At 61.1% G+C, this 17,110-nt stretch carries 14 protein-coding genes; 10 read left to right on the top strand and 4 right to left on the bottom strand.

Annotated elements, in window-relative coordinates; genetic code table 11:
- The first annotated feature begins 6 nt into the window (after positions 1–6).
- Both I5L79_RS10145 and I5L79_RS10140 read left to right on the top strand, forming a co-directional pair.
- On the top strand, positions 7–3,441 hold the full coding sequence (locus tag I5L79_RS10145) for a UvrD-helicase domain-containing protein (protein WP_196954935.1): 3,435 nt from the start codon (positions 7–9) through the stop codon (positions 3,439–3,441).
- Between the two features lie 128 nt (positions 3,442–3,569).
- Entirely contained in the window at positions 3,570–5,030 is a 1,461-nt protein-coding gene (locus tag I5L79_RS10140) for a rhomboid family intramembrane serine protease (protein ID WP_196954934.1), read from the top strand.
- Positions 5,031–5,126: 96 nt separating this feature from the next.
- Here the strand turns inward: I5L79_RS10140 and I5L79_RS10135 are convergent, their stop codons facing one another.
- On the bottom strand, positions 5,127–5,789 hold the full coding sequence (locus I5L79_RS10135) for a hypothetical protein (protein WP_196954933.1): 663 nt from the start codon (positions 5,787–5,789) through the stop codon (positions 5,127–5,129).
- Positions 5,790–5,824: 35 nt separating this feature from the next.
- Complete coding sequence (locus I5L79_RS10130) at positions 5,825–6,403, bottom strand: hypothetical protein (protein ID WP_196954932.1); 579 nt, start codon at positions 6,401–6,403, stop codon at positions 5,825–5,827.
- Positions 6,404–6,484: 81 nt separating this feature from the next.
- Here I5L79_RS10130 and I5L79_RS10125 point away from each other — a divergent pair, with 81 nt between their 5' ends.
- The 7 genes from I5L79_RS10125 (at position 6,485) to I5L79_RS10095 (ending at position 13,985) form a co-directional block, all read left to right on the top strand.
- A complete protein-coding gene (locus tag I5L79_RS10125; RefSeq protein ID WP_196954931.1) occupies positions 6,485–9,541 on the top strand; it encodes a PD-(D/E)XK nuclease family protein in 3,057 nt (1,018 codons plus the stop codon).
- 9 nt (positions 9,542–9,550) lie between these two features.
- Complete coding sequence (locus tag I5L79_RS10120) at positions 9,551–9,859, top strand: hypothetical protein (RefSeq protein ID WP_196954930.1); 309 nt, start codon at positions 9,551–9,553, stop codon at positions 9,857–9,859.
- A gap of 20 nt (positions 9,860–9,879) precedes the next feature.
- Complete coding sequence (locus I5L79_RS10115) at positions 9,880–10,317, top strand: nucleoside deaminase (RefSeq protein ID WP_149069321.1); 438 nt, start codon at positions 9,880–9,882, stop codon at positions 10,315–10,317.
- A gap of 73 nt (positions 10,318–10,390) precedes the next feature.
- The gene (locus I5L79_RS10110) at positions 10,391–10,696 is read left to right on the top strand and encodes a hypothetical protein (protein WP_196954929.1); all 306 of its coding nucleotides are present in this window, start codon (positions 10,391–10,393) and stop codon (positions 10,694–10,696) included.
- Entirely contained in the window at positions 10,669–11,070 is a 402-nt protein-coding gene (locus I5L79_RS10105) for a hypothetical protein (RefSeq protein WP_196954928.1), read from the top strand. Before I5L79_RS10110 ends, I5L79_RS10105 begins: the two co-directional genes overlap by 28 nt.
- Positions 11,071–11,182: 112 nt before the next feature.
- Entirely contained in the window at positions 11,183–12,022 is an 840-nt protein-coding gene (locus tag I5L79_RS10100) for a mechanosensitive ion channel family protein (protein WP_196954927.1), read from the top strand.
- Positions 12,023–12,206: 184 nt separating this feature from the next.
- Positions 12,207–13,985, top strand: a complete 1,779-nt coding sequence (locus tag I5L79_RS10095) for a chloride channel protein (protein ID WP_231403032.1) — start codon at positions 12,207–12,209, stop codon at positions 13,983–13,985.
- Between the two features lie 227 nt (positions 13,986–14,212).
- On the opposite strand, the gene I5L79_RS10090 is transcribed toward I5L79_RS10095, so the two are convergent.
- On the bottom strand, positions 14,213–15,400 hold the full coding sequence (locus I5L79_RS10090) for a cation:proton antiporter domain-containing protein (protein WP_196954925.1): 1,188 nt from the start codon (positions 15,398–15,400) through the stop codon (positions 14,213–14,215).
- A 134-nt stretch (positions 15,401–15,534) separates the two neighbouring features.
- On the opposite strand from I5L79_RS10090, the gene I5L79_RS10085 reads away from it, so the two are divergent.
- Positions 15,535–16,767: a TIGR03862 family flavoprotein gene (locus I5L79_RS10085; protein ID WP_196954924.1), complete on the top strand. Its 1,233-nt coding sequence runs from the start codon at positions 15,535–15,537 to the stop codon at positions 16,765–16,767.
- A 36-nt stretch (positions 16,768–16,803) separates the two neighbouring features.
- Here I5L79_RS10085 and I5L79_RS10080 read toward each other — a convergent pair whose 3' ends face one another.
- Positions 16,804–17,061, bottom strand: coding sequence for a hypothetical protein (locus I5L79_RS10080; RefSeq protein WP_196954923.1), 258 nt, complete (start codon positions 17,059–17,061; stop codon positions 16,804–16,806).
- Positions 17,062–17,110: the final 49 nt, after the last annotated feature.

Genomic DNA, 17,110 nt, shown 5'->3' with positions numbered 1-17,110 from the left:
TTCCCAATGTCCGCTACCTTCCGCATCTATTCCGCTTCTGCCGGCTCCGGCAAAACCTACCAGCTTACCAAGGAATACCTGCGGCTGGCCCTGGGTGCCAACGAAGCGGGCTACTACAAAAGCATTCTGGCCATTACCTTCACCAACGCCGCCGCGGCCGAAATGAAGGAGCGCATTATTGGGGCCCTGCGCGGGTTTTCCAACCCCGGCGTTGACACCAAAGCCGACGCCTTGCTGGCCGAGTTGGCCGAGGAACTGTACGCCGACGGCCTGCTGCCCCGCACACTAGACACGCCCGAGCAGCGCCAGCAGCAGCTGCGCCGCCGGGCCCAGCAAACGTTCAAGCTGGTGCTCTACCACTACGCCGACTTCGCCGTGAGTACCATTGACTCGTTTGTGCAGCGGGTGGTGCAGGCTTTCACGCGGGAGCTGGGCTTGCCGGCTGCCTTCGAGGTGGAGCTGGACGACGAATCGGTGCTGCACGCGGCGGTGGCTTTGCTGCTGGATAAGGTAAACCGCGGGGAGGAGCACGCCCTGCTCACGCGCACCCTGCAGGAGTATGCCCTGAGCAAGGCCGAGGAAGGCCGCAGCTGGAACCAGCTGCCCGACGAGATGATGCGCTTCGGCAAGTTTCTGCTGAATGAGTCGGTGCACGAGGCCGTGGGCCAGCTGCAGCAGATGGAGCTGAAGGAGTTCCGCACCCTGCACAAAACGCTCAAGCAGCGCCGGGAGCAAATCCAGGCCGACATGCAGGCCCTTGGCGACCGGGCCGTGGCCACCCTGGCCCAGCACGGCTTGGTGCCCGATCAGCTGGCCGGCGGCAGCCGGGGCATCCATTCCCACTTCACCAAGCCCCTGCGCTGGCTCGAAGACCCCGCTGGGACACCCACCAGCACGGCCCGCAAGGCGGCGGAGACAGGCAAGTGGGGCAGCGCCGAGGCTATGAAAGGGCCCCTGAAACCCGCGCTGGAAGCCGTAGCCGGGGAGCTAACCGAGGTATTTCAGGAGCTGGAGCAGCGCCGCGACCAGTACCTGAGCCAGTACCTGCTGATTGAGGGCATGCTGCCACAGCTGTTTCATATTTCGCTGCTGAGTGAGTTGAGCAAGGCCGTGCAGCAGGTAAGCCAGGACCGCAACGTGGTGCTCATTGGCGAGTTCAACCGTCGGCTGGCCCAGATAGTGCTGCGCGAGCCAGTGCCGTTTCTATACGAGCGGCTGGGCGAGAAATACCAGCACCTGCTCATCGACGAGTTTCAGGACACCTCGGAGCTGCAGTGGAACAACCTGTTACCGCTGGTGGAAAACGCCGTGGCCGGTGGCAACCTGAGTCTGGCCGTGGGCGACGCCAAGCAGGCCATTTACCGCTGGCGCGGGGGCGAGATGGAGCAGATCCTGCGCCTTTACCAGGGTCACACGCTGCCGCTCATCAACCGTGCCCAGGACGAGGAAACCCGCGACATTCTGGAAGCGCGCTACTTCGGGCTGGAAGGTGCGCTGGAACCAGCCTCTCTGCAAACCAACTACCGCTCGGGCCCGCAGATCATCCAGTTCAACAACGACTTTTTCACCCACGTCTCGCAGAGCCACCCCCAGCTGGAGCTGGTGCAGCAGATCTACGACGAGCATTTCGGCCAGCAGGCCCCCGAATCTGCCAGCTCTACCTCGCCGGCCCACGTCGAAATCCTGCTTACGCAGCCCGATGCGCCCGCCCGCCTGTACCGCCCTGCCGAAGGCCGCTACACCGACGAGCCGCTGCCCGGTCACACCGGCGCTGAATCCCTTGACTACGACGAAAGCACGCTCTACCTCACCCTGGCCCTGGTAGAGCAGGCCCTGGCCGACGGCTTTCGGCTGGAAGACGTGGCCGTGCTGTGCCGCCGCCGCGACCAAAGCCGGCGGGTGGCCAAGTTCCTGAAGGAGCGCGGCTACGACATCATCTCGGCCGATTCGCTTTCCCTGGAGTTTGCCGAGGTGGTGAATTTGCTGGTGGCTATTCTGCGGGTGTTGCACCAGCCTGCCAACTCCCTAGCCCGGGTGGAAGCCCTGCTGCTGGTCGACAAAGTGGTGCGCGGTGTGCCACCCACTCCTACCCGCGCCCGGCGCATCGGCGAAATTGCCAAGGAGGAGCGCAGCAAGCCATTTTTCGATGAACTGCGCCGCCTGGGCTACGACGTGCAGGAAAAGCAAACCGGCAACCTGGACCTCTACGAGCTGAGTGAGAAGCTGATGGGCTTGTTTGGTCTGCTGCACCGGCGCGAGGAAAGCGAGTACCTGTTCCGCTTTCTGGATCTGACCCTGGAATACTCCCTGCGCTTCGGCAACAACCTGGGCAACTTCCTGGCTTACTGGGACCAGCGCAAAAGCAACCTGAGCATCAACGCCCCGGCCGGGCGCGGTGGGGCCGTCACCATCACCACGGTGCACAAGGCCAAGGGCCTGGCCTACGGCGTGGTCATCGTGCCCTGGGCCGATTGGAGCCTGGAGCCCAGCTCGGCTTTCGGGGGCTCCTACCTCTGGGGCCGGCTGGAAGCCGAGGACAAGCCCGTGGCCGAAATGCCGCCGGTGGCCGTAGTCAAGCAGCGTAAGGAGCTGGCCCAGACCGTGCTGGCGGACCAGTACGCTGAGGAGCGCGAAAAAACCTTCGTGGAGGCTTTGAACCTGCTCTACGTAGCCTTCACCCGCCCCCGCCACCGCTTGTACATCATCACTCGTAGACCTGACGCCGGTAAATCGGCGAAGGACGAAACCGCCCCGGCTACCAACATCGCCCAGCTGCTGCTCCGCTACCTCCAGAACCTGGGCCAGTGGAACGAGGAACAGCTTACCTACGTGCTCAGCCACGGCAGCCCGGCACCAGCCCAAACGAACAACGAACAACGAACTACTAACAACCAATTCGCCCTGACCAACCTGAGCACGGCCGACTGGGAGCAGCGCCTGCGGCTGCGGCGGCACGCCAGCACCGTGTTCGACTTCTCGGAGCAGCAACAGCAGCGCGAGTGGAGCCGCAAGCTGCACTTTGCCCTGCGCCGCGTCATCATGACCCCGGATGTGGAGCGGGTGGCGGGGCAGCTCACGGCCGAGGGGCTGGTAAGCCGCCGCGAGCAGCCCGAGTTGCTCCAGCGTCTGCGCCAGGTGGTGCAGCACCCGCAGCTGGCCCCGTATTTCCAGCCCGGGGTTATTGCCGAGACGGAGCGGGAAATTCTGGTGGGCGGCGCGCCCCGCGAAGACTATAAGCCCGACCGGGTGGTGTTTGAGCCCGGGCTGGGCCAGGGCCGGGGGCGCGTCACGCTCCTCGACTTCCGGGTGCCGCCGCCCGACGACCAGCACCAGCAGCTGGTGCGCCAGTACGGGCAGCTGTTCAAGCGCCTGGGCTTTACCGACGTACGCGGACTGCTGTACTACTTCGAGACGGAGGAAGTGGTGGAGTTTGGGTGCTGATTACTGTACGATTAGCCTGACATTACCTCATGGGAAGTTTGATGCCAAAACTACGCCTGATATTCCTGCCTTTTTTAGGGCTTTTGCTGGGGTTCCCTTTACTATATAGTGGCATAAGCTGGTGGGTAGTGTACCAACTGAAACTACTGGAGCCGCCGCAGGAGATTATGACTATCTGGGCGCCGGTGGCCCTGGGTGGGCTGCTGACCTTCTTTTTTCTGCGCCCCCGCTTCAAACTACTCATTCCAAACAAAAACGACAGTTGGGGCACGCTGTTTGGCATGATTGCCACCTTCGGCCTGGTAGCGCCCTGCCTCAACCTGCTGGAATATTTGGTAGCCAGTACCGGCCGCCTGGAGGCATTGTCGTCCGTTGAGCAGCTTCCCCGGCAGCCGGCGGCCCGCTATTATACCCTGGCCAGGTACCACATCAGCAAGCAGGGGGCCTGGGCTCACCCTTCAATAACGGTTTCGGGCAAGCATAACGAGCATCTGGACCTGGCCTTCTACGTGAGTTGCCCGATTCTGTCCTCGGTGGCCGATACGGCACAGGCGCGCCCTGTGGCCTGGCTAGGCACCGCCTTTCACCAACAAATCAGTAACCGCCTTAGCGCCGAAGAGAAAGAGCGGGAGTATCAGCGTTTTATTGAGCGTACCACGGCTGAATTTGACCGCCGGAACTTGCATGATTTCACCTATTTGCAGCAAACCGACAACGATGAGGCCCGCCGCGGCTATCGGGCAGCCATTGCGGAAAACCCACGCCGCCGCGGTGGACCGGAGCCGGTGGTGCTGCTGGCGGTACACGAGCCTTTTGCAAACCGCAGTGCGGACTCGTTGCGCTGGTATTGGATTTCTACCAGCATAGCGGCGGCCCTGTTTGGTTTCCTGCTCCTTTTTCCTTCTTTGAATACTGATGCAATACTGAGTTTCCGGGCGGGCGAGCGGGCTCCCGACGAAACCTGGCAACTATTGGCTGGCGGGTTGCTCCCGAGAAAGAGTTTTTGGGTAACCCCACTTCTGCTTGACAGCAATCTGCTTTTATATAGCATTATGGCGCTGAGCGGGCTGGGCGTGGTTTCTTTTCAGGGCTCGGACCTGCTGGCCTGGGGTGCCAGCTATGGGCCTGCCATACGCGCCGGGGAAAGCTGGCGCCTGCTCACGGGCGCCTTCCTGCACGGTGGCCTGATGCACCTTGCCAATAACGTGGTGGCGCTGGGCTTTGCCGGCTGGGTGCTGGAAAAAGCTATTGGCTCGGGTTGGCTGCTGGTTCTTTACCTACTGAGTGCGCTGGGCGCTAGCCTGGCCGGTGTGTGGTGGCACGAGGCAACCATTAGCATAGGGGCTTCGGGAGCTATTTTTGGACTGTACGGGTTTGGCTTGTGGCTCCTGCTCCGGCGCAGCGTGGCGGTAGAATTGCGCACGCTGCTCGTCGTTAATCTGTTTTTTATGCTTACCAGCCTGGTGTTGGGCTTCATTCTGCCGGGCGTCGATAATGCTGGCCACCTAGGCGGTTTGCTTACCGGGTTTCTCCTGGGCGTGGTGCTCTTTCCACTGTTGCGCCAGCGGCTCAGCACCTACCAGGAATAGCCGCCAGCAACCTGCGCAAACCCCTGTCGGCACCGGCAACGTGTGGTGCTTGGGCCACACGTTGCCAGTGTGCCCCGCGGTGGTGCTTTTGCCTAGTTACAGGATTGGTCTGTTTTGATTTTCATCCTGCAGCTGTACTGTCAGCGTGTCACCGTTTATTCGCCAGCCCTGCACCTGATTCGTGAGTGGCGGATTGACTTCTTGTAACGTGTACAGGCCGATTTCCCGCAGCTTGCGCCATGAAAGCGTGCGACCATCCACGTAGATCAGCCAGGACGTTACGCCCGCTTCGGAGCCGGGCGCGGCTTCCAGCAGCTGGAGCAACACACCATCAGCCCAGGAATGCACGAATTTTGTCCATACACCCCCGTACAAACCCATCAAAGCAGGTTGGATAGTTAGTTTCTGGTAGAAACAGTATTCGTGAGCAACTTCTGCATCCCAGGCATCCATTACGGGCGCATAGGATTCGTAAAACGTCTCATCTGCGTTAGTATCCTGCATCAAAACAGCTAACTGCCCGTTCTGCCAGACAACCACTGGCTCGCTAGGTGGCAGCGGTTCTGGAGTTAGCGCGGTGCCGCGCAGCTTATCCCACAGGTGCTGAAAGCCGAATACCAACGCAAGGCCCAGTAGAAACAACGGCAGTAACGGCAGCCAGATGGGTAGCAGTATTACCGCTACCACTTTCAGCAGCCCTAGCTTGAACTGGTTTTCTGGCTTGGCTGGCTGCTCTTGGATGGTGACAATGACGGACATAGCTAGCTTCTGACTAAGGCTGTATTCCTTTTCTGTTACTGCCGCACCCAGAGGCTACCGCCTACATATAGCCCCACTGGGCCCTGCGCCTTCGCCACGTACAGCGTTGTAAACTGATTTTTTGGATCCTTACAGCTTCTGCATTTAGAAGTCACCACGTCCGAAAACACTCTGCCATTGAGGGTAATACTGGGGTAAATGGCCGTTTCATAAAATTCTGCATTGGTACCTATTTGCTGCTTATCGGAGTGATAGTTGACAAATACTGACGCACTTTCCGATATCACATAGGTCCCGTTTATTATAGTTATGGTAATGGAATCAGGCCATGCGGCACTAGCCCAGCGCCCTCGAATCACTTCTTGCCGGCCTTCGGGACATTCATCACCCAGAAACTTCTCTTCTACTGAGTCTGTGTAGCTTGTCAACCTTAACGTTTGCTGTTCGCCGCTGGAATTTTGGAACACTGCTGTTTGGGCACCTGATCGTGGTAGCCAGGAACGGGCCGTATTCGTGAGTTCCACTAATTTCTGCTGTTCCTTAGCCCCTGGGCAGTAGCAACCACTCATCATACCCACCACGAAAAGCAATTGAAAAAAACGAGTTATATACATCTTGATCTTGATATGGCGTTTCCCTTGTCAAGGTAGAAAAATCCGTCGTGGCTGAATCCACCCTCCGTATCTTTACTCAGTATGACGCCCCGCCCTGCCCCTGCTGCCCTACCCCTTGCCGAACCTGCTGACCCTACCGCTGCCCTGCAACCCTTTCTGCGCCAGGCCGCCCAGGATCTGCTGAGCCGCTTTTCGGGCGCGGAGTTGTCGGACCTGGTGGTGGTGGTGCCTACGCGCCGGGCCGTGGTCTACCTGAAAAACGAGTTGGCCCTGGCCGCCCCCAAGGGCGAGGCCCTGTGGAGCCCGCGCGTGGCGGCCATGGAAGACTACATGGTGGAGTTGGCCGGCGTGCAGGTGGAAGAGCCCATTGCCCTGCAGCTGCTGCTCTTCGACATCCTGCGGGAAATCGACCCCAAGCTGGATTTTGACTTGTTCACCGGCTGGTCGCGCCTGCTGCTCGACGACTTTTCGGCCCTCGACCAGAACCTGGCCGACGCTAGCAACCTGTTTGAGTACCTGTCCGAAGCCAAGGCCCTGGAACGCTGGGACCTCAGCGACTCACCGGCCCCGGCCTCGGCCACAGCCGCCTGGTTTCGCTTCTGGGACGACCTGGAGAAAGTATACCGCCGCCTGCGCCGCCGCCTGAAGGAGCAGCACCTGGCCTACCCGGGCCTGGCCTACCGCCTGGCCGTGGATGCCCTGCAGAAGCGCCTGCAGGCCGCCCCCGAGCAAGTACCCCAGCACGTTTTCCTGGGCTTGGGCGTGCTGTCGAAGGCCGAGCGCCGCCTACTCAAGCTGCTGCTGAAGGAGCGCAAGGCTGAGGTGCGCTTCGACACCGACCGGTTCTACCTCGACGGCGACTCGCCCAACCGCGCCGGGCAGCCTTTCCGCCAGCTGGCAGACTCGCTGGATTTGCCGCCCACGGCATTTGGGTTTGGGGAAATGGGCGCTGAGGATCTGCTGCGCACCCTACCCCGCCGCGTCCGGTTTATAGGGGTGGCCAACAACTCCATGCAGGGCAAAGTGGCCGGGCAGCTGGTGATGGAAGGCCTGCACACCGCCCCCCGGGCCTCGGTGGCCGTGGTGCTGCCCGACGAAACCTTGCTCTTGCCGGTGCTGCACGGCCTGCCGCCCGAGCAGGTGCCCCAGTTCAACGTGACAATGGGCCTGAGCTTCCGCAGCACGCCCTTATTCAATCTGATTGATTTGCTGTTCGAGGTGCACCTGACCGGCATCCGGGAGGGCGAAACCAGCTCCGACTACGGCATCCGGCGCTACCACCACCTCACCGTCACGAAGCTGCTGGCCCACCCCTTCCTGCGCCGCTACGAAAACTGGCTCGACACCCAGCCCGAGCAAGCTGCGTTTCACGGCGTGCTGGACGACATCTGCCGGCAGATTGTGAAGCGCAACGCCGTGCTGCTCACCGAAGCCGAGCTGCGCGAGCTGGGCCGCCACCACCCGCTGGTAGAAGCCCTGTTCCGTCCCTGGCGCAACTGCGACGACGTGGTGCAAGCCTGCTACGAGGTGATTGAGCTGCTGCGCGACGTATACCAGCAGGAGCACACGGCCATCGAAGCCGAGTACCTCTACCTGTTCTACACCCTGGTGCGCCAGCTCGATTCGGCCTTCGACTGCCGCACCCAACGGCCCTCGGTGCGCTCTTTCCGGCGGTTTCTCTACGAGCAGATGACGCGCACCCGCCTGCCTTTTGCCGGGGAGCCGATTGCGCAGGTGCAGGTAATGGGCCTGCTGGAAACCCGCGCCCTCGACTTCGACCACATCATCATCCTGAGCTGCAACGAGCAGATTCTGCCCGCGCCCAAGCGCAACAACTCCCTGTTTCCCTACGATGTGCTTACCAAGTACGGCATGCCCACCTACGCCGAGCACGAGGCAGCTACCAGTCACCAGTTCTGGCGCTTGCTCCAGCGGGCCCGGCGGGTAGATCTGGTGTACATTCTGCCCGGCGCCGAGGGCGTGCAGGCCGGGGAAAGAAGCCGTTTTCTCCTGCAGATTCAGCACGACTTAGCTGCTCAGAACCCCGGCCTGGAGCTGCTCGACCTGACGGCTACCGCTACGGTACTACCCAGCGGGCAGCAGGTGGGAGGCGAAATTGCGCGCGGCTCGGAAGGCAACCAGAAATACGAGGGCGACCTGGTGCTGGAAAAGGACTACGAGATGCGCGGGGCCATCCGCGGGCTGTTGGAGCGGGGCTTGTCGGCCTCGGCGCTGAACGAGTTTCTGACCTGCTCGCTGCGGTTTTACTTCTCGCGCATTGCCAAGTTTCAGGAGCAGGAGGGCGTAGCCGAGGACCTGGGCGCCGACGTGTTCGGCACGGCCGTGCACTTCGTGCTGGAGCATCTGATGACCCCGTTCGTGGCGGAAAGCAAGCCGATAACGGCGGAAGACATTGCCAGCTGGAAGCCCCAGGTTGCCGAGCTGCTGGAGCGGGGCCTGGCCCTGGAAGATGGCGAGGAAGCCGCAGCCCCGCGCCAGCAGCTGCCCGACGAAGGCCTCAACCACGTGCTGCGCGGTGTGGGCGTGCATCTGGTAGACCGCTACCTCGACTCCCTGGCCCAGCAGATTGCCGAGGAAGGGCCCCTGCGGGTGGTGGGCCTGGAGCAGCAGCTTTTCGGAACGGTGTTCGTCGAAACCAGTGCCGGAGAGCAGGTAGCGGTGCGCCTAGTAGGCTATGCCGACCGAGTAGACGAACTGCCCAACGGTCAGCGCCGCATCATCGACTACAAAACCGGGGCCGTGCACGGCGGGGGCCTCAATCTGCTGGGCAGTGCCCGCAAAAAGTACACGCCCCAGGAAGCCCTGGAGCGGCTGGTAACGGAGGCCGGGGGCGGAGCTGAGAAAGTGCGGCAGCTCTGGCTTTACCGCCTTATGCTGGCGCAGCTGGGCTACCCGGCTGCCCAGGCCGCCATTGTGCCCCTGCGCAGCCCCGACCCCACCCCGCTCGAAGCCGACCTATCCTTTCTGACCACCGATGAGCTATCCTTCGAACAGTCCAGCAACGAGGCCATGCGCCGCCTGGTAGACCGCATGCTCGACCCCAAGGAGCATATCCGCAAGACCGACGACCTGGACGTGTGCCAGTGGTGCCCCTATAAGGGAATTTGCGCCCGATAACCTGCTGCTATGTTTGCCGGAATCACCATCCCTTTAGCTGTACTGTTTTTTGACAGTATTTTTCTGCTGTTGTTCAAGGGTATTTACCTGCTGCTCACTCGTTCCGCCCAGCGACCCGAGCCTTTTGGCTTTAAGAAGCAGCTGCTCGTAACTGCTGGGGTGCAGATGGGGCTGCTACTTTTGCTGCTAGCCCTCGAAATTATACTGAACCCGCGCGGCAAGAGCTGGGAGAATTTTGTATTGCGTATTGCCTTCACCAGCACCTTTGCTGTGCCGCTTCTCCTTTTAATTCGTCATCATTGGCGAACATCTGTTTAACCTTCTCATCCCCTTTTCTCATGGACGAATTCATGCAAGCTGCCATCGACGAAGCCCGGCTGGGCCGGTCCCAGGGCGGCATTCCGATTGGCTCAGTATTGGTGCGCGACGGTAAGCTGGTGGCCCGGGGCCACAACAAGCGCGTGCAGGAGCTGAACCCCATTCTGCACGGCGAAATGGACTGCCTCAACAACGCCGGCCGCCAGGCCGAGGGCTACCGCAACACCGTCATCTACAGCACCCTGATGCCCTGCTTTATGTGCGCCGGCACCATCGTACAGTTCAAGATTCCGAAAGTAGTGGTGGGCGAGTCGCGCACGTTCGACGGCGCCCGCGAGTTCATGGAAAGCCACGGCGTGGAAGTAGTGGACCTGGACCTGCCTGAGTGTGTGCAGATGATGGAGGAATTCATTGCCGCTGAGCCCGCCCTCTGGAACGAGGACATCATGGAGGAATAAGCAGGCGAAAAGTCACATCATTATGTAGGCCGATTAACCCGGGCAGCCGGCAATTGCCGCGTACTTTTGGGCCATGGATACTTCCTTGCTTTCCTCCTCCAAAAAATGCCCGCACTGCACCCACTGGTCGGCCTGGCGGCAGCAAAGCGACGACCGGTGCGAGCGGTGCGGGCAACTGCTGGACCCGCAGCTGCGGCGCAACGAGCAGGAGCGGGAAGAGCTGGTCAACGCTAAGATGTCCGCGGTGATGCTCATCGAGATAAAGCCCGAAGACAGCTCCTTCGTCCGGTTTTTCAAATACATCATCCGGGGCGGCCAACTGGCGTTTGCCGGCCTGCTTGCTTTCATTATATGGGTGGTAACGGCATTGGCTGGCTAAGACTTCCGCAGGAGCTGCGGAAGCCTTTGTTTTGGGTGGGCGCGGTGCTTTACCTCTTTTCCTGCATCAACCGCTATTGGGCGCCCTGGCCCCCGCTGCCGGCCTTCATCAACTCCCACCTGGGTGACCTGCTGACGCTGCCACTAGAGCTTACGCTGGTGCTGTGGATAATGCGCCGCTACTACTTCCGTCGCCCGGGCTTTGTGCTACCCTTATCCTGGATTATCAGCACCTGGGTGGTCATTGCCATCTGGTTTGAGCTGCTGCTGCCGCTTTTTAACCCCAGGGTTATTGCCGACCCCCTCGACGTGGTGGCGTATACCCTGGGCGGGCTTATTTTCTGGCGCTGGATGAATAAGCCTGCCCTGGAATAAGCCCGGCCCACCCCTGAATCTTGAACGAAGCTCCTTCCGTACAACGGCTCGTCTGCCTCGGCGCCCATGGGTAGCCGGGGCAGTTAAGCTTTACCCCCTTTGTACGTCTGCTATGCTACTTCACGACCTCTACGAGGTGCTCACTACTTACTGGGCGCATTTCCTGTTTTTGCTGCCGAAGCTGGCCGTAGCCCTGGTGTTGCTGGTTATTGCCGTATTTGTGGCGCAGCGGCTCAGCCGCCTGCTGGGCGGGCGCCTGCAGGCCCGCTCCCACGACCCGCTCCTGGCTGAGTTCCTGACCCGCCTGAGCAAGTGGGCCTTCATTGGCCTGGGGCTGCTGCTGGCCATGCAGGTGATAGGGGCCGCCGGCGTGGTGACGGGCGTGCTGGGTGCGGCCGGCCTTACTGCCTTTGTAGTGGGCTTTGCTCTCAAGGACATTGCCGAGAACTTTCTGGCCGGTGTGGTGCTGGCTTTCAACCGTCCTTTCCGCATTCACGACACCATTCAGATCCGCGACAACAAGGAGCTAATGGGCCGGGTTGAAGCCCTCAACCTGCGCACTACCCTTATCAAAACTTTCGACGGCAAGCACATCTACCTGCCCAACGCCCTGGTGCTGCGCGAGCCGCTCATCAACTACACCCGCGATGGGCACATCCGCCAGGACTTCCTGGTAGCTATTGATATTGAGCAGGACAAGCGCCCCAACAAGGTCCAGGAGCTCGTACTGGAATTCGTGCGCCAGTACCAGGATGTGGAAAATGAGGAGCCGCACACGCCCTACGTTATCGTGGAGAAAACCGACGGTACCGTAGCCACCCTGCACGTGTATTTCTGGACGTTCTCCGAAGATTACCGGCGCGGCACCCAGTTGCTGAAAAGTGAGCTGATGCAGGGAATCAGGGAATTACTGGCCGAGCAGGGCTATCCGCACCCGGCGGCGGTACAGTAATTCCATTTTTTTCGGCCGATTACAGCGTAAGTTTTCCATCTTGTCCGTTAGTGTGGCAGCGCGGCCGGGCGCTTGGCCGAACTTTCTGCCGTTCTGCTCCCGCTGGCTGCGCGCCTCCGTAGTGCCCATTCCCACCCCACGCCACCCCGCAGCCCACCACCAACTGCCGGCTTTTTCCGCTGCTATGCCCAAAAACGTTATCCACCGGCTGCTGGGCCCTTTGTTGCTGTGGCGGCTGCGCCACGTCAACGACCGGGTATACCTGATTCTGCTCAGCATTGTGGTGGGCTTGCTGGCGGGCCTGGCAGCGGTACTGCTCAAAAACTCCGTGCACGTCAGCCAGGGGCTCATTTTCGCCTGGGTGCCCGAGCAATACCGGGTGTTTGCGCTGTCGCTCTACCCCATTCTCGGCATTTCGCTGTCGGTGCTGTTTACGCGCTACGTCCTGGGCGGGCAGTTAAGCCGGGGGGTGGGGCCTATCGTGTACAACATTGCCCGCCAGGGCAGCATCGTGCCGCGCAGCAAGCTCTATTCCCAGATGGTCACCTCGTTTCTGACGGTCACGTTTGGAGGCTCGGCGGGGCTGGAAGCGCCTATTTCCGTCACGGGCTCGGCCATTGGCTCCAATGTGGGGCGCATCCTGCGGGTGGGCCGGCGCGAGCGGCGCCTGCTGGTAGGGTGTGGGGCGGCGGCGGGCGTGGCGGCCATCTTCAACTCACCCATTGCGGGGGTGCTGTTTGCGGTGGAGGCCATTCTCTCGGAGCTGTCGGCCCCGTTCTTTATTCCCCTGCTTATTTCCTCGGCCACGGCCACGGTGGTGTCCAAGCTGCTGTACGCCGGGCAGCCGTTCGTGCTTATTACCACTGCCTGGCCCGTGGAGGCCATTCCGTTTTACCTTATGCTGGCCATGTTCACGGCCTTGCTCTCGGTCTACATGATTCGGGTATACTTTCTGGCCGAGCGGCTGTATGAGCGGTGGCCCAACCCCTTCCATAAGATTGTGGCGGGCGGCATAGCGCTGGGGCTGCTGGTGTTTATCTTCCCGCCGCTCTACGGCGAGGGCTACGACATCGTGCAGCTGCTGCTGAGCGGGCAGTCGGAGCGGCTGGTGGATGGCTCCTTGTTTGCCGTGTACCGCGACGACAGCGTGCTGCTGGTACTGCTGGTGGCCATTGGTAGTATGCTGCTGAAAGTAGTGGCCACCACCATCACGGTGGGCTCGGGCGGCAACGGGGGCATGTTTGGGTCCTCTTTGTTTGTGGGGGCGCTGGCCGGTTTCGTGTACGCCCGCATCATCAACCTGAGTGGCATGACCCCGGTGCCGGAAGTGCATTTCATTGTGCTGGGTATGGCCGGGATGCTGGCCGGCGTGGTGCACGCCCCGCTCACGGCCATCTTCCTCATTGCCGAAATTACCGGCGGCTACGCGCTGTTCGTGCCTTTGATGGCCGTTACATCTTGCTCCTATCTGGTTACCAAGTATTTCGAGCCGTATTCAGTGTACACCCGTAAGCTGGCCAAGCAGGGCATCTACATGCACCAGGACCGCGACCGGGGCCTGCTTTCCCAGCTGGATCTGCACCATCTTATCCAGAACGACTTTGTGACGGTGCGGCCCGAAAATACGCTGGGCGAGCTGGTCGATATCTTCCGCCACGCCACGCGCAACCTGTTTCCAGTCGTAAACGAACGTGGAGAGTTACTAGGCATCGTGAGCCTGGACACCGTGCGCGACGCCCTCTTCGACGACGACCACTACACTACCACCCTCGTGGGCGACCTGATGACCCAGCCCCCCGCCATTGTGAACCCCGACGACACAATGCTGGATACCCTGCGCTGCATGGAGCAGGTGGGCGCCTGGGCCCTGCCCGTGGTAGAGGAAGGCCGCTACGCCGGGTTCCTGCTCAAATCCGCTATTCTGGCCGCCTACCGCCGCCAGCTCCTCAAAGAGTCGGACTAGCGGTGAGATGGTGAAATAGTGAGGGAATTAGCGAGTTGTCATTGCGAGGCAGAGCCGAAGCAATCCGCCCTGAGCAACGCACTAAGCCCTGAAATGTGAAAAGCCCCTGACGTCTTCGCTGGCGTCAGGGGCTTTCTGGTAAAAGAACGGGTCTGGTATTGTACAGGACGGATTGCTTCGCGCTGCTCGCAACGACAGAACAGAAAACTCACTAAGTCACTAACTCGCTAATACTCGCCCAGCTGCGGCTCCTTAGGGGCCAGCATCAGGCCGACCATCATCATGACGCCGGTGAGCAGGATGACGACGAAGAGGATGTTTTCGCTGATTTCGCCGATGAGGTGCTCCTGCGGAATGCTGTAGAAGAGCAGCACACTGATAAGTCCTTTGGGCGCAATAAACAGCTCAGGCACAAGGTCGGTGCGCGCCACGTAGCGCAGGTAGAAAAACCGGATGAGCGTGAGCACCGCCACAATCAGCACGCCTTGCAGCAGCAGGCCGCCGTTGAGCACGTTGCCGAGGGTGATGGAAAAGCCGAACAGCAGGAAGAAGAACGTGCGAATCAGGAAGGCCGACTCGGCGGTGATACTCTTGAGCTGGTGCAGTTCCTCGTGCAGACGCTCGGGCCGAAACCAGCGCGCCAGCGGGCCCTGCAGAAACAGCTTGGCATTGTTCACCACCAGCCCGAACACCAGCACCACAATCAGCGAGGACAGGTGCAGCTTCTTGGACAGCGAGTACACCAGCACCAGGAAGGCAATAATGAGGAAAAACTTGACGTGCAGCCGGATCCGGTCGAGCAGAAACGCCAGCGCGGCGGTACTGAGCACTGCCACCACCAGCACGGCCACTACGTCGCGGGCAAACGTGACGACCGACACGCCCTGGGCGAAGTTGTCCTGCACCGCGAAGTTGAAGAGCATGATGCCCAGGATGTCGGAAAACGTGCTTTCGTACACGATGAACTCCTGTTTTTCGCCGCCCAGGTTGGCCACGCTGGGAATGGCAATGGCCGAGCTGATAACGGCCAGCGGCACGGCATTGATCAGGCAGCTCTGAAACGAGGAGCCCACGTACAGGTGCAGCAGCCAGGCAATGGCCCCCGCCTGCACCACCAGAATGAGCAGGGCCGCCACGAAGGAGCGCCGGATAAGGGGAGCTTTTTCGTGGCGCAGCTCCAGGTCCAGGGCCCCTTCCAGCACAATCATAATCAGCCCGATGATGCCGAACAGCTCCAGCATCAGCTGCGGCACGCGCACGGCCACGTCGAAGTAATCGGCCGTCTGGCGCAGGGCAATGCCGGTGGCTAGCAGCATCAGCACCGACGGAATGCGGGTGGCGCGGGCCGCCAGATCAAACAGATACGAGAGAATAATGGCCAGGCTCAGCCCGATCAGAATGGAGTAAGGACCCATACGCAAGTCAGCAGGAATGAGCTTCGGATACGCAGGAAAGCGGCCTAAGGTCGGACTACCCTTACGCGCCGGTTCATTTCGTTTCTTACCCACGCACTCCTTCACCCCTGAAAACGGCTGCGTACTTTTGCCGGGTGCAACCCGCGTCTTCCCTTCCCGAAATAGCCATTATTGGTGGTGGCCCGGCGGCCCTGCTGGCGGCTCAGCGGCTGGCCGAGGCGGGCCGTCGAGTAGCCGTGTTTGAGGCGCAGAACACCGTGGGCCGCAAGTTTCTGGTGGCCGGGCACGGCGGCTTCAACCTCACCAACGCCGAGCCGGAGGATGTATTTGCCAGCCGCTACGGTCTTCATGCCACTGAGTTTGCGCGGTTTCTGGCGCACTTCTCTCCTACCGACCTGCGCGCCTGGGCGCTGGATCTGGGCATCAACACCTTTGTGGGCACCAGTGGGCGGGTATTTCCGCGGCCCGAGCACAAGCCCGCCGATTTGCTTCGCGCCTGGCTGCGCCGCCTGCACGAGCTTGGGGTGCAGGTGCATACCCGCCACCGCTGGCTGGGCTTTGCCGGGGCAACCGGGCTGCCTCTCCTAAACGAAGCTACCGGTACCGAACTCATCCTGCACCCGTCTGCTACGCTGCTTGCCCTCGGGGGAGCCAGCTGGCCCAAAACCGGCTCCGATGGCCGCTGGGTGCCACTGCTGGAAGAGCTGGGCATCCGGTGCGTGCCCTTCGCGGCCAGCAACTGCGGGGTCGAGGTAGACTGGTCAGACTTCTTCCGGGAGAAAGTGGGGCGGGCGCCTCTTAAGAACGTGGCCCTGAGTTGCCTCGGCCATCCCGTGCGCGGCGAAATTATGCTCACCGACTACGGGCTCGAAGGCACGCCGGTATATGCCCTCACGCCTCAGCTACGAGCTGCGCTGGCCAGCAGCGAGCCGGCCTATCTGCACCTTAATCTGAAGCCTGATGTGCCCCTGGCCCAACTGGCGGAAAAGCTGCGGCAGCGACGAGCAAGCCAATCGTGGCCGAAGTTCCTTGCCGAGACGCTGCGCCTTAAGCCACCAGTGCCTACGCTGCTACGGGAGCTGGTGCCCGAGCTACCCACCAACGCTGACGACTTGGCCCGGCTGCTGACCCAGCTACCCATTCCCGTGGCTGGGTTGCGCCCGCTCGAAGAGGCCATCAGCTCGGCCGGGGGCGTGGCGTGGCCGGAAGTCACCGATGAACTGATGCTGCGCCGGCGGCCGGGGACCTTCGTGGCCGGCGAAATGCTGGACTGGGAAGCGCCCACCGGCGGCTACCTGCTACAGGGCTGCTTCAGCACCGGGGCCTGGGTTGCCCGCGCTATGCTGGGGTATTTAAAGCAGGCCTGACGCCTTGTCACTGCTTCGGCCTCGCCTCGCAATAGCTCATTCTTCCTTCTTCATCAACTCTTCTTCCTCGGCGGTGGCCAGAATGGCTTTGGCTTCCAGCAGCAGCTGCTCACCGGGGTCGGCCAGCTGGCGGTAAAGCAGGGCCACGAGCACGAAAAAAGAACCTACAGGCAGCAGGCACCCCAGCGCAAACCATAGCCGGAACGACCGACCGTGCGTGTAGGCGCAATAGCCCGTCAGCAGGGGCAGCAGTACCACTGCGAGCAGGATCGAAAATCGTAGATCTACATACATAGCGGTGGGATAAAGCGGTAATACCAAGATACTAAAGCGGCTTCAGAAA

Origin of the sequence: Hymenobacter guriensis (assembly GCF_015773195.1) — a bacterium.
Classification (GTDB): domain Bacteria; phylum Bacteroidota; class Bacteroidia; order Cytophagales; family Hymenobacteraceae; genus Hymenobacter; species Hymenobacter guriensis.
Note: the sequence above shows the minus strand (reverse complement) of the source record. Positions and strands in the feature narration are given on the sequence as shown.

What these genes read in the sequence shown, in the direction of transcription:
- I5L79_RS10145 (WP_196954935.1), top strand. Translation starts at nt 7, where the DNA reads ATGTCCGCTACCTTCCGCATCTATTCCGCTTCTGCCGGCTCCGGCAAA.
- I5L79_RS10135 (WP_196954933.1), bottom strand. Translation starts at nt 5,789, where the DNA reads ATGTCCGTCATTGTCACCATCCAAGAGCAGCCAGCCAAGCCAGAAAAC.
- I5L79_RS10130 (WP_196954932.1), bottom strand. Translation starts at nt 6,403, where the DNA reads ATGTATATAACTCGTTTTTTTCAATTGCTTTTCGTGGTGGGTATGATG.
- I5L79_RS10125 (WP_196954931.1), top strand. Translation starts at nt 6,485, where the DNA reads ATGACGCCCCGCCCTGCCCCTGCTGCCCTACCCCTTGCCGAACCTGCT.
- I5L79_RS10120 (WP_196954930.1), top strand. Translation starts at nt 9,551, where the DNA reads ATGTTTGCCGGAATCACCATCCCTTTAGCTGTACTGTTTTTTGACAGT.
- I5L79_RS10115 (WP_149069321.1), top strand. Translation starts at nt 9,880, where the DNA reads ATGGACGAATTCATGCAAGCTGCCATCGACGAAGCCCGGCTGGGCCGG.
- I5L79_RS10110 (WP_196954929.1), top strand. Translation starts at nt 10,391, where the DNA reads ATGGATACTTCCTTGCTTTCCTCCTCCAAAAAATGCCCGCACTGCACC.
- I5L79_RS10105 (WP_196954928.1), top strand. Translation starts at nt 10,669, where the DNA reads ATGGGTGGTAACGGCATTGGCTGGCTAAGACTTCCGCAGGAGCTGCGG.
- I5L79_RS10100 (WP_196954927.1), top strand. Translation starts at nt 11,183, where the DNA reads ATGCTACTTCACGACCTCTACGAGGTGCTCACTACTTACTGGGCGCAT.
- I5L79_RS10095 (WP_231403032.1), top strand. Translation starts at nt 12,207, where the DNA reads ATGCCCAAAAACGTTATCCACCGGCTGCTGGGCCCTTTGTTGCTGTGG.
- I5L79_RS10090 (WP_196954925.1), bottom strand. Translation starts at nt 15,400, where the DNA reads ATGGGTCCTTACTCCATTCTGATCGGGCTGAGCCTGGCCATTATTCTC.
- I5L79_RS10080 (WP_196954923.1), bottom strand. Translation starts at nt 17,061, where the DNA reads ATGTATGTAGATCTACGATTTTCGATCCTGCTCGCAGTGGTACTGCTG.